We start from the raw sequence: 12602 nt of genomic DNA on the forward strand, positions 1-12602 counted from the left end.
CACGTCGCGTCCGTCACGCCGCGACCGGAACCTTCGCCCCCGCGCCGTTCGTCGCCGGTGCGAGCGCCAGTTCCAGGACCTGGCGGACGTCGGACACGGCGTGGACGTCGAGCCGGTCCAGCACCTGGGCCGGGACGTCGTCCAGGTCGGGCTCGTTGCGCTTGGGGATGATCACCGTGGTGACGCCCGACCGGTGCGCCGCGAGCAGCTTCTGCTTGACCCCGCCGATCGGCAGCACCCGGCCGGTCAGCGAGACCTCCCCGGTCATCGCCACGTCGGTGCGGACCAGCCGGCCGGAGAGCAGCGAGGCCAGCGCCGTCGTCATCGTGATGCCGGCGCTCGGGCCGTCCTTGGGGACCGCGCCCGCCGGGAAGTGGATGTGCACGCCCCGGTCCTTCAGGTCGGCCACCGGCAGCTCCAGCTCGGCGCCGCGGCTGCGCAGGAAGCTCAGCGCGATCTGCGCCGACTCCTTCATCACGTCGCCCAGCTGACCGGTCAGCGTCAGGCCCGCCGCGCCCGTCTCCGGGTCGGCCAGCGACGCCTCGACGTACAGGACGTCGCCGCCCGCGCCGGTCACCGCGAGGCCCGTGGCCACGCCCGGCACCGAGGTACGCCGCTCGGCCGGGTCCTGGGCCGACTCGGGCACGTGGTGCGGCCGTCCGATCAGGTCGCGCAGGTCGCCGTCGGTGACCGTGCGGGGAAGCTCCCGCTCGCCCAGTTCGTGCTGGGCCGCCACCTTGCGCAGCAGCCGGGCGATCGACCGCTCCAGGGTGCGCACACCCGCCTCACGGGTGTACTCGCCGGCCAGCTTGCGCAGCGCGCCCTCGTCGACCGTGACCTCGTCCGGGTCCAGGCCGGCCCGCTCCAGCTGGCGCGGGAGCAGGTGGTCGCGGGCGATGACGATCTTCTCGTCCTCGGTGTAGCCGTCGAGGCGGACCAGCTCCATGCGGTCGAGCAGGGCCTCCGGGATGGCTTCCAGGACGTTGGCGGTCGCGAGGAACACGACGTCGGACAGGTCGAGCTCGACCTCCAGGTAGTGGTCCCGGAAGGTGTGGTTCTGGGCGGGGTCGAGGACTTCGAGCAGGGCGGCGGCCGGGTCGCCCCGGAAGTCCGAGCCGACCTTGTCGATCTCGTCGAGGAGCACGACCGGGTTCATCGACCCGGCCTCCTTGATCGCGCGCACGATCCGGCCGGGCAGCGCTCCGACGTACGTACGCCGGTGGCCGCGGATCTCGGCCTCGTCGCGGACGCCGCCGAGGGCGACGCGGACGAACTCGCGGCCCATCGCGTGGGCGACGGACTCGCCGAGGCTGGTCTTGCCCACGCCGGGCGGGCCGACCAGCGCCAGGACGGCACCGCCGCGCCGGCCGCCGACGACGCCGAGTCCCCGGTCGCCGCGCCGCTTGCGCACCGCCAGGTACTCGGTGATCCGCTCCTTGACGTCGTCCAGGCCCGCGTGTTCGGCGTCGAGGACGGCGCGGGCGCCCTGGATGTCGTAGGCGTCCTCGGTGCGGACGGTCCACGGCAGTTCGAGGACGGTGTCGAGCCAGGTGCGGATCCAGGAGCCCTCGGGCGACTGGTCGGAGGACCGCTCCAGCTTGTCGACCTCCTTGAGCGCGGCCTCGCGGACCTTGCCGGGCAGGTCGGCGGCCTCGACGCGGGCGCGGTAGTCGTCGGACTCCTCGCCCTCCCGCTCGCCGTTGATCTCGCGCAGCTCCTTGCGCACGGCCTCGAGCTGGCGGCGCAGCAGGAACTCCCGCTGCTGCTTGTCGACGCCCTCCTGGACGTCCTTGGCGATGGTCTCGGCGACGTCCTGTTCGGCGAGGTGGTCGCGCAGCTGCTGGGTGGCGAGCCTGAGGCGGGCGACCGGGTCGGTGGTCTCCAGGAGCCCGACCTTCTGTCCGGTGGTGAGGAAGGGCGAGTAGCCCGAGTTGTCGGCGAGCGCGGAGACGTCGTCGATGGCCTGGACGCGGTCCACGACCTGCCAGGCGCCGCGCTTGCGCAGCCATGCGGTGGCCAGCGCCTTGTACTCCTTCACCAGTTCGGTGACCTGGCCGGGCAGCGGCTCGGGCACGGCCTCGTCGACGCGGGTGCCCTCGACCCACAGCGCTGCCCCCGGGCCGGTGGTCCCGGCGCCGATCCGCACGCGGCCGAGGCCTCGGATCAGGGCGCCCGGGTCGCCGTCGGCCAGCCTGCCGACCTGCTCGACCGTGCCGAGGACGCCGGTCCGGGCGTAGGTGCCGTCGATGCGCGGGACGAGCAGGACCCGCGGCTTGCCGGGTTCGGCGCTCGCGGCGGCCTGGGCGGCCTCCACCGCGGCCCGTACCTCGGCGTCGCTCAGGTCCAGGGGGACGACCATCCCGGGCAGCACCACCTCGTCGTCGAGCGGCAGCACGGGCAGGGTGAGCGGTGTGAAGGCTTCGGACTCAGTAGCCATGATCTCCCCTTCGGCAGTCAAGTTGAGTTACATCGACTCAATGAAAGGGAGTCACGGATTGTTCCCCAACGGGTGTTCGCTGTGAGCGATCAAGGGCCGAGCGCCTCGCGTCCGGTGCTGCGGGCGCACGACGCGCGGACGCGCACCGCGCGTGATGCCCCGTGGGTGCCAGCACGGCCGGACAGTCCGGCATTCCCGCTGCCAGGATGGGTCGATGCCCATCACTTCCCATGACTCCCACGACTACGACATCCCCGAAGTGCTGGACCGCCGCGAGGGCCCGCACGGTGAGGTCGTCCTGCGCCGGCACGGGGCGCTGCTGCAGATCATCGCGAACGGCTGCTTCCTGATGGACACCTCCGACGGGCGTTCGGAGCGGCGGCTGGTCGACGCGGCGGCCGACGCGCTCGCCGCCCACGGCGGGCGGCGGGCGCCGCACCTCCTCATCGGCGGGCTCGGCGTCGGCTTCTCGCTCGCACACGCCGCCGCCGATCCCCGCTGGGGGCGGATCGCGGTCGTCGAGCGCGAGCGCGCCGTCATCGACTGGCACCGGGAAGGACCGCTGGCGACCCTGTCCGCCGAGGCGCTGGCCGATCCGCGAACGGAGATCGTGGAAGCGGATCTCGTGCGGTACGTCAATGAGACTTCCGACACATACGACGCGCTCTGCCTCGACATCGACAACGGCCCCGGCTGGACCGTCACGGAGGGCAACGACGGGCTGTACGCACCGGCCGGACTGGCGGGCTGCGCCCGGGTGTTGAGGGCGGGCGGGGTGCTTGCCGTATGGTCTGCCCAGCCCTCCCCGGAATTCGAAGAAACCTTGCGTAATGCCGGGTTCCAGCAGGTGCGTACCGAAGAGATCCCCGTTGCCCGGGGCGTTCCGGACGTCGTCCACCTCGCCGTCGGGCCTGGATAGCAAAGGGACGGTGACTCCCCGTACGCTGCTGCCCTGACGCGGTTATTCAAGCGTCAATCGCAGTCATGCGCAGACGAGGGATCACCCCACTGATTCCGGTAAGCACACCTCAGGGGCGGGCGATGGAGCAGACACAGACCTCCCACAACGGCACGGCGACGGCTACTCCGGGCGCGCAGCGACGGGTGCTGGTGGTCGAGGACGACCAGACGATCGTGGACGCCATCGCGACCCGCCTGCGCGCCGAAGGGTTCCTGGTGCAAACGGCGGGCGACGGTCCGGCCGCCGTCGACACGGCCGAGGCCTGGCAGCCCGATCTGCTGATCCTCGACATCATGCTGCCCGGCTTCGACGGTCTGGAGGTCTGCCGGCGCGTGCAGGCCGCCCGGCCGGTGCCGGTGCTGATGCTCACCGCGCGGGACGACGAGACGGACATGCTGGTCGGGCTCGGCGTGGGCGCCGACGACTACATGACCAAGCCGTTCTCGATGCGCGAGCTGGCCGCGCGCGTGCACGTACTGCTGCGCAGGGTGGAGCGGGCCGTCGTGGCCGCCTCGACGCCGCGCAGCGGCATCCTGCGCCTCGGCGAGCTGGAGATCGACCACGCGCAGCGCCGGGTGCGGGTGCGCAGCGAGGACGTCCACCTCACCCCCACCGAGTTCGACCTGCTGGTATGTCTCGCGAACACCCCGCGCGCGGTGCTCTCCCGTGAGCAGCTGCTGGCCGAGGTGTGGGACTGGGCGGACGCCTCCGGCACCCGGACCGTGGACAGCCACATCAAGGCGCTGCGCCGCAAGATCGGCGCCGAGCGCATCCGCACGGTGCACGGCGTGGGCTACGCGCTGGAGACGCCGACGCCATGAGCCGAGGACGGGACGCCGCGCGGCGGGGCTCCGGCTCTCGGGCCCCTGGTTCTCAGGCCCCTGATTCTCGGACCCCTGGTTCTCGGACCTCTGGTTCTCGGTGCCCCGGCTCCCGGAAGAACGGCTCCCGAAGCACCGGGGAGCCGTGGGGCGGCGTACGCCCGTTCTCGATCAAGACCAAACTGGGCGCGCTGGTCGTCACGTCGGTGCTGATCACCACCGGTCTCTCGGTGATCGCGGTGCACACCAAGACGGAGTTGCGCTTCATCACGGTCTTCTCGATGATCGCCACACTGCTGATCACCCAGTTCGTGGCGCACTCGCTGACCGCGCCACTGGACGAGATGAACGCCGTGGCCCGGTCCATCTCGCACGGTGACTACACGCGCCGGGTCCGCGAGAACCGCCGCGACGAGCTGGGCGACCTGGCCGTCACCATCAACCGCATGGCCGACGACCTGGAGGCCCAGGACCTCCAGCGCAAGGAGCTGGTGGCGAACGTCTCGCACGAGCTGCGCACCCCCATCGCGGGCCTGCGGGCGGTGCTGGAGAACATCGTCGACGGGATCACCGAGGCCGATCCGGAGACCATGCGGACGGCGCTCGGACAGACGGAGCGGCTCGGCCGTCTCGTGGAGACCCTGCTGGACCTCTCCCGCCTGGACAACGGCGTCATACCGCTGCGCAAACGGCGCTTCGAGGTGTGGCCGTACCTCTCCGGCGTGCTGAAGGAGGCCAACATGGTCGCCTCGGCACGCGCGGGCATCGCGTCCGGGTCCGGCAGTCACAGCCGCACCGACGTGCATCTGGCCCTGGACGTCTTCCCGCCGGAGCTGACCGCGCACGCCGACCCCGAGCGCATCCACCAGGTCGTCGCCAACCTCATCGACAACGCGGTCAAGCACAGCCCGCCGCACGGCCGGGTGACGGTCAGGGCGCGGCGCGGGGACCTTCCGGAATCGCTGGAGCTGGAGGTTCTCGACGAAGGCCCCGGCATTCCGCGCTCGGAGTGGCGCCGGGTGTTCGAGCGGTTCAACCGGGGTTCGGTGTCCCGGCCGCACGGTCCGGGCAGCGACGGCGGCACCGGGCTCGGCCTGGCGATCGCGCGCTGGGCGGTGGATCTGCACGGCGGCCGGATCGGGGTGGCCGAATCCGAGCGGGGCTGCCGGATTCTCATCACTCTTCCAGGTCTGCCGTCGGCACCCGGTTGACGTAGGGTTCGAAGCGGAGCGTCAAGATCCACTGACGTCCGCGCCGGCGGACACGTGTGATCAGGCACAGGCCCGCGTCTTCTCGGCGCCGGGTCCAGGTCTCCCCTTCCCACACGCAGCAGAACCTCGCTTGTTTCCCGCCATTTCCAGCGCCGAAACGCGGTCTGTGATGTGACTTACGCGACGATGAACGATCCCGGTCTGACCTTCCGGGTCCGGGAGGCGTAGCCTTGATTCCCGCTGTCCACCATCTTGTGAAGAAGCGGAAGAGGGCGGTTCTCGCCGTGTCGCCACAGTCCCCCAGTAACTCGAGCATCTCGACCGACACCGACCAAGCGGGCAACGCGGGCAAGAACCCCGCGGCCGCGTTCGGTGCCAATGAGTGGCTCGTCGACGAGATCTATCAGCAGTACCTCCAGGACCCGAACTCCGTGGACCGAGCCTGGTGGGACTTCTTCGCCGACTACAAGCCAGGAGCGGCCGCGGCCCAGTCCGCCTCCGGTGCCGTGAGCACGGACTCCGGGAGCGCGCCCCAGGCCGCCCCCGCACCGCAGGCCCAGGCGCAGGCTCCCGCTCCGACCCCGGCCAAGCCGGCTGCCCAGCCGGCCGCCGCGACCGCGAAGCCGGCCACGCAGCCCGCCGCCGCTCCGGCGGCCCCGGCTGCTCCGGCGGCCCCGGCCGCGAAGCCGGCCCCGGCCAAGCCCGCCGCCAAGCCGCAGGCCAAGGCCGCCGCGCCCGCCAAGGAGGCCACCGCCTCCCCGGACGGTCCCGAGCTGGTGACCCTGCGCGGTCCCGCCGCCGCGGTCGCGAAGAACATGAACGCCTCGCTGGAGCTGCCCACGGCCACGTCCGTGCGCGCGGTCCCGGTGAAGCTGCTGTTCGACAACCGCATCGTCATCAACAACCACCTCAAGCGCGCCCGGGGCGGGAAGATCTCCTTCACGCACCTGATCGGCTACGCGATGGTGCAGGCCATCAAGGCCATGCCGACGATGAACTACGCGTTCGGTGAGAAGGACGGCAAGCCGACGCTCATCAAGCCGGCGCACGTCAACCTCGGCCTCGCCATCGACCTGGTCAAGCCCAACGGCGACCGCCAGCTGGTCGTCGCGGCGATCAAGAAGGCCGAGACCATGAACTTCTTCGAGTTCTGGCAGGCCTACGAGGACATCGTCCGCCGCGCCCGCGACGGCAAGCTGACGATGGACGACTTCTCCGGCGTCACGGTCTCCCTGACCAACCCCGGCGGTCTCGGCACCGTCCACTCGGTGCCGCGCCTGATGCCCGGCCAGGCCGTCATCATGGGCGTCGGCTCGATGGACTACCCGGCGGAGTTCCAGGGCACCAGCCAGGACACCCTGAACAAGCTCGGCATCTCGAAGGTCATGACGCTCACGTCGACCTACGACCACCGGGTCATCCAGGGCGCCGCCTCCGGCGAGTTCCTGCGCCAGGTCGCGGGCCTGCTCCTCGGCGAGAACGGCTTCTACGACGAGATCTTCGAGGCACTGCGCATCCCCTACGAGCCGGTCCGCTGGCTCAAGGACATCGACGCCTCGCACGACGACGACGTCACCAAGGCCGCCCGCGTCTTCGAGCTGATCCACTCCTACCGGGTCCGCGGCCACGTCATGGCCGACACCGACCCGCTGGAGTACCAGCAGCGCAAGCACCCCGACCTGGACATCACCGAGCACGGGCTCACCCTGTGGGACCTGGAGCGCGAGTTCGCGGTCGGCGGCTTCGCCGGCAAGTCCCTGATGAAGCTGCGCGACATCCTCGGCGTGCTGCGCGACTCGTACTGCCGCACCACCGGCGTCGAGTTCATGCACATCCAGGACCCGAAGCAGCGCAAGTGGATCCAGGACCGCATCGAGCGCTCGCACACCAAGCCGGAGCGCGAGGAGCAGCTGCGCATCCTGCGCCGCCTGAACGCCGCCGAGGCGTTCGAGACGTTCCTGCAGACCAAGTACGTCGGCCAGAAGCGGTTCTCCCTGGAGGGCGGCGAGTCCGTCATCCCGCTGCTGGACGCGGTCATCGACTCGGCGGCCGAGTCCCGCCTGGACGAGGTCGTCATCGGCATGGCCCACCGCGGCCGGCTGAACGTGCTGGCCAACGTCGTCGGCAAGTCGTACGCGCAGATCTTCCGCGAGTTCGAGGGCAACCTCGACCCGAAGTCGATGCACGGCTCCGGTGACGTGAAGTACCACCTGGGCGCCGAGGGCACCTTCACCGGCCTGGACGGCGAGCAGATCAAGGTCTCGCTGGTGGCCAACCCGTCGCACCTGGAGGCGGTCGACCCGATCGTCGAGGGCGTCGCCCGCGCCAAGCAGGACATCATCAACAAGGGCGGCACGGACTTCACGGTCCTGCCCATCGCGGTCCACGGCGACGCGGCCTTCGCGGGCCAGGGCGTGGTGGCCGAGACCCTGAACATGTCGCAGCTGCGCGGCTACCGCACCGGCGGCACCGTCCACGTCGTCATCAACAACCAGGTCGGCTTCACCGCCGCCCCGGAGTCGTCGCGTTCCTCGATGTACGCGACGGACGTGGCCCGCATGATCGAGGCCCCGATCTTCCACGTGAACGGCGACGACCCGGAGGCCTGCGTCCGCGTGGCGCGGCTGGCCTTCGAGTTCCGCCAGGCGTTCAACAAGGACGTGGTGATCGACCTCATCTGCTACCGCCGCCGCGGTCACAACGAGACCGACAACCCGGCCTTCACCCAGCCGCTGATGTACGACCTGATCGACAAGAAGCGCTCGGTGCGCAAGCTGTACACCGAGTCCCTCATCGGTCGCGGCGACATCACCCTGGAAGAGGCCGAGCAGGCGCTCCAGGACTACCAGGGCCAGCTGGAGAAGGTCTTCACCGAGGTCCGCGAGGCGGCCTCCCAGCCGGCCGCCGCGGAGCCCTCGGACCCGCAGGCCGAGTTCCCGGTGGCCGTGAACACCGCGGTCACCGCCGAGACCGTGAAGCGGATCGCGGAGTCCCAGGTCAACATCCCCGACCACGTCACCGTGCACCCGCGGCTGCTGCCGCAGCTGCAGCGCCGGGCGGCGATGGTCGAGGACGGCACGATCGACTGGGGCATGGGCGAGACCCTCGCCGTCGGCTCGCTGCTCCTCGAGGGCGTCCCGGTCCGGCTGTCCGGCCAGGACTCGCAGCGCGGCACCTTCGGCCAGCGGCACGCGGTGCTCATCAACCGCGAGACCGGCGACGAGTTCACGCCGCTGCTGTACCTGTCCGAGGACCAGGCCCGGTACAACGTCTACAACTCCCTGCTCTCCGAGTACGCGGTGATGGGCTTCGAGTACGGCTACTCGCTGGCCCGCCCCGACGCGCTGGTGATGTGGGAGGCGCAGTTCGGCGACTTCGTCAACGGCGCGCAGACGGTCGTGGACGAGTTCATCTCGTCGGCCGAGCAGAAGTGGAACCAGACCTCCGGCGTCACCCTCCTGCTGCCGCACGGCTACGAGGGCCAGGGCCCGGACCACTCCTCGGCCCGCCCGGAGCGGTTCCTGCAGCTCTGCGCGCAGAACAACATGACGGTCGCGATGCCGACCCTGCCGTCGAACTACTTCCACCTCCTGCGGTGGCAGGTGCACAACCCGCACCACAAGCCGCTGGTCGTCTTCACCCCGAAGTCGATGCTGCGCCTGAAGGCCGCGGCGTCGAAGGCGGAGGAGTTCACGACGGGCCAGTTCCGTCCGGTCATCGGCGACGACTCGGTCGACCCGGCCGCGGTCAAGAAGGTCGTCTTCTGCGCCGGCAAGGTCTACTACGACCTCGACGCCGAGCGGAAGAAGCGCGGCATCACGGACACGGCCATCCTCCGCATCGAGCGCCTGTACCCGCTGCCGGGTGCCGAGCTCCAGGCGGAGATCGCCAAGTACCCGAACGCCGAGAAGTACCTGTGGACCCAGGAGGAGCCGGCGAACCAGGGTTTCTGGCCGTTCATCGCGCTCAACCTGATCGACCACCTGGACCTGGCGGTCGGCGCCGACGTCCCGCACGGCGAGCGTCTGCGGCGCATCTCGCGCCCGCACGGTTCGTCCCCGGCCGTCGGTTCCGCCAAGCGGCACCAGGCGGAGCAGGAGCAGCTGGTGCGTGAGGTGTTCGAGGCCTGAGCCTTGGCACAGGCCTGACGGAAGGGGCCGGTCCCGGTATCGGGGCCGGCCCCTTCGGCGTCCGGGCGGGCCGGGTCAGATCGGCTGGGGTTCGAAGTCCCAGTAGGGATTCCGCCGTTCCTGGATCTCCCGGATCTGCGGGTGGCCCGCGCCGAGCAGCCCGGTGAGCCGGGCGCCCACATCCCGTCTCAAGGCCTCGGCCTCCTCGCGTTCGCCCGTGTCGGCGAGGTCCAGCGCCAGTCCGGCGCGGAGGCCGACGGTGAGGATGTGGTTCTCCCCCAGGGCGCGGGCGGAGCGGGCGCAGGCGTCCCGGCCCAGGGTGGCCGCGGCTTCCTTCTCACCGGCGCCGGCCAGCGCGGCCACCTCGTTCTTGGCACAGCCGACGGACCACGGATGGTCCCGGCCCACCGCCTTCTCCATCTGCGCCGTGCACTGCCGGGACAGCTCCAGGGAGCCCTGCGTCTCACCGCAGTCGCGCATGATCACGGCCACGTTGTCCCGGGCTCCGACGGTGTACGGGTGGTCCTCGCCGAGCTGCGCGGCGTAGTGAACGGCGGTGGCCTCGGCCAGGCTCCGGGCCTCCTCGGTCTCTCCGAGCTGGCGCAGCAGCATCGCGTAGTCGCAGGAGACCAGGAGCGTCTCGGGGTGCAGGGTGCCGCGGCGGCGCAGCAGCTTCCGTCGGACGCCGCGCATCATGGCGTGCGCGAACTGCAGGTCGCCGACCCGGCGGGAGCACAGGGCGAGGTTGTGTTCGGCGTGCAGGGTCTGGCCGTGGTCGCGGTCGAGGACCTGGCTGTGCAGGCGGGAGTTGTGGCCCTGGATGTCCAGCGCCTCGCGGTAGTTGCCGAGCAGTCGCAGCATCCAGGCGGTACGCAGTGCCGAGTTGAGGGTCAGCGCGTCCTTGCCGCCGAGGAGCTCGACCCGCGCCTCGAAGATCCTGCGGTGCAGGGCGAGGGACTCGGTGTAGTGGCCCTGGAGGCCGAGGGCCATGGCCAGGTTGCTGCGGACGGTGAGGGTGCGCGGGACCTGTTCGCCGCCCAGCTCGACCGCAGCGGTCTCGGCCGCCTCCTCGAACAGGGCACGGGCCTCCGCGTACCGGCCGAGGGCCATGAGCGTGCCGCCCAGCCCGTCCTTGGCGCGGATCAGCTCGATGGGACGTACGTCGCCGGCGGCCCTCAGCCGCCGGATCGTCTCGCGTCCGGTCGACTCCGCCTCCGCGTACCGGCCCAGCCTGCGCTGCATGTTGGCGAGCTGGTGGACGGCGACCAGGACGGCCCGGTCGGTGTCCTCGGAGGTCTCGCGCCAGCGGTCCACGGCTCGCCGGCTCAGCCGCCGGCCCTCGTCGTACTCGCCGCGCATCCGCAGGTACTCGATGCAGTTCAGGACGAGGTCCCGGACGTCCTCGTCGTCCGAGTCGAGGGCCCCGGAGGGCTCCAGGTGCGGGATGAGCGCGGCGTAGCGGGCCCAGTTGCCCGGGGAGGAGGAGTCGCGGGGGTCGGCGGAGACCAGCAGCCGGCGGGCGGCGGCGAAGTGGCGTTCGGCGTCCTCGGGCGACTGGACGTAGCGCACGAAGCGGTGGAAGAGCCGGTGCATGCGCAGTGTGCCGACGGTCTGGGTGTCCAGCCGCGGTCCCTGTTCGTACTCGATGCGCATCGAGGTGGTCTCGGAGAGCTTGCGCAGGGCGGAGTTCCAGCTGCTGGGCTCGGCGACCAGGTCCACCAGCTCGGGCGGCAGGTCGGTGTGCCGGGCGGTCTGCAGCAGCCGTACCGGGACCACCTCGGGCGAGAAGCAGACCAGCAGGTTGAGCAGGTGCCAGGCGGGTTCGAAGCCCTCGCGCAGGGTGTTGAGGAGCTTGGCCCAGGCGACCTGGAAGCTCTCCGGATAGTCCCGGGACGGCATCACGCCGAAGCGGTCGGGACGGCCGTCGCGGATGTCCCGCACGTACGCGTCGACGGACATGGCCGGATTCGTGTCGAGCCAGGCGGCCGTCTGGTCGAGCAGCAGCGGCATGTCCTCGACGGCGTCGGCGAGCCGGTCGGCCTGGCCGGCGTCGAGCCGCTCGGTGCGCCGGCCCACGAACGCGATGCTCTCCTGGCGTTCGAAGCCCGCGACCCGGAGGGTCTCCCCCTGCGCCGCCCACTCGCCGCGGTGTGTGGTGACCAGGACGTGTCCGCGTCCCTCGGGGACGAGGTCGGTCACCTTCTCCGGGTCGCCCGCGCCGTCCAGCACCAGCAGCCAGGGGCGGGCGGTGCCGTCGAGCTCCCGGCGTACGGCCTTGATGGTGGCCGCCAGGTCCCCGCCGCCCCTGAGGCCCAGTTCGGGCGCCAGGTCGGCGAACTGCTGGCGGGCCGTGACGCGCTGCGCGGCGGTGATCCACCAGACGATGTCGTACTCGCCGGCGAACCGGTGGGCGTACTCCAGCGCCAGCTGTGTCTTGCCCACGCCTCCGGGGCCCCGCAGGGCGAGGGTGGCTCCGTCGGTCCCGGCGCCGGCGAGGGTCCCGTACATCTGCTCCAGGAGGTCGGTGCGCCCGATGAACCGGCGGTTGCGGCGCGGGACACGCCAGACCTCCGGGGGGTCGTCCGGGAAACGCGGGCCGCGGCGCAGGTCGACCAGTCGGCCGGGTGCGGGGACGGCCGCGCACTCCAGGACGCGGACGCGGGCCACCTCGGGGCGCAGGCCGCGCAGCTCGACGGGTGCGAGCGGGGCGACCTCCGCCGGCAGCGGCTGCGCGGTGACGCTCACGGCGGCGAGGCGTTCACGGAACCCGGGCAGCACCTCCCGCAGTACCTCCGCCCAGGCGTGGAACCGCTCTGGCCCCAGCCGCTCGTACCAGTCGTCGATGACGAGCAGGATGCGGCCCGGCGCGCCGAGCAGATCGGTCAGGGCGTGCGCGGCCGGTGGCCGGCGCAGCGGGTTCCACCGCACCAGGGTGGTGGTCCGGCCGGCGGCGCGGATCTGGTGGTCGATCCACTTGGCCCAGGACTCGCTCTGCCCGGCGAAGACCACCGTGACGTGGCCCAGCTCCGTCACCATCTCGCT

General features: G+C 71.3%; 6 protein-coding genes. 4 read left to right on the top strand and 2 right to left on the bottom strand.

The features are described 5' to 3' along the window. Positions 1-13: 13 nt before the first annotated feature. Positions 14-2437 carry an endopeptidase La gene (lon, locus tag QC283_RS03355; RefSeq protein ID WP_279559810.1) on the bottom strand — a complete coding sequence of 808 codons (2424 nt, stop codon included), beginning with the start codon at positions 2435-2437 and terminating at the stop codon, positions 14-16. Positions 2438-2651: 214 nt separating this feature from the next. Between lon and QC283_RS03360 the strand changes: the two genes are divergently transcribed. The 4 genes from QC283_RS03360 (at position 2652) to QC283_RS03375 (ending at position 9560) form a co-directional block, all read left to right on the top strand. After that, positions 2652-3356: a spermidine synthase gene (locus QC283_RS03360; protein ID WP_279559811.1), complete on the top strand. Its 705-nt coding sequence runs from the start codon at positions 2652-2654 to the stop codon at positions 3354-3356. Positions 3357-3478: 122 nt separating this feature from the next. Continuing rightward, positions 3479-4219 (top strand): response regulator transcription factor, encoded by a 741-nt coding sequence (locus tag QC283_RS03365; protein ID WP_279559812.1) that lies wholly within the window; start codon positions 3479-3481, stop codon positions 4217-4219. Then, positions 4216-5430 (top strand): sensor histidine kinase, encoded by a 1215-nt coding sequence (locus QC283_RS03370; RefSeq protein ID WP_279559813.1) that lies wholly within the window; start codon positions 4216-4218, stop codon positions 5428-5430. The genes QC283_RS03365 and QC283_RS03370 overlap by 4 nt, the downstream gene beginning before the upstream one ends. Positions 5431-5714: 284 nt before the next feature. Further along, the gene (locus tag QC283_RS03375) at positions 5715-9560 is read left to right on the top strand and encodes a multifunctional oxoglutarate decarboxylase/oxoglutarate dehydrogenase thiamine pyrophosphate-binding subunit/dihydrolipoyllysine-residue succinyltransferase subunit (protein WP_279559814.1); all 3846 of its coding nucleotides are present in this window, start codon (positions 5715-5717) and stop codon (positions 9558-9560) included. A gap of 75 nt (positions 9561-9635) precedes the next feature. Here QC283_RS03375 and fxsT read toward each other — a convergent pair whose 3' ends face one another. After that, positions 9636-12596, bottom strand: coding sequence for an FxSxx-COOH system tetratricopeptide repeat protein (gene fxsT / locus QC283_RS03380; protein WP_279559815.1), 2961 nt, complete (start codon positions 12594-12596; stop codon positions 9636-9638). Between the last annotated feature and the right edge of the window lie 6 nt (positions 12597-12602).

Origin of the sequence: Streptomyces sp. DH41 (genome assembly GCF_029813785.1) — a bacterium.
GTDB lineage: Bacteria > Actinomycetota > Actinomycetes > Streptomycetales > Streptomycetaceae > Streptomyces.

Excerpts from the sequence above, each read along its gene's own strand:
- lon (WP_279559810.1), bottom strand. The coding sequence starts at position 2,437 with ATGGCTACTGAGTCCGAAGCCTTCACACCGCTCACCCTGCCCGTGCTG.
- QC283_RS03360 (WP_279559811.1), top strand. The coding sequence starts at position 2,652 with ATGCCCATCACTTCCCATGACTCCCACGACTACGACATCCCCGAAGTG.
- QC283_RS03365 (WP_279559812.1), top strand. The coding sequence starts at position 3,479 with ATGGAGCAGACACAGACCTCCCACAACGGCACGGCGACGGCTACTCCG.
- QC283_RS03370 (WP_279559813.1), top strand. The coding sequence starts at position 4,216 with ATGAGCCGAGGACGGGACGCCGCGCGGCGGGGCTCCGGCTCTCGGGCC.
- fxsT (WP_279559815.1), bottom strand. The coding sequence starts at position 12,596 with ATGGTGACGGAGCTGGGCCACGTCACGGTGGTCTTCGCCGGGCAGAGC.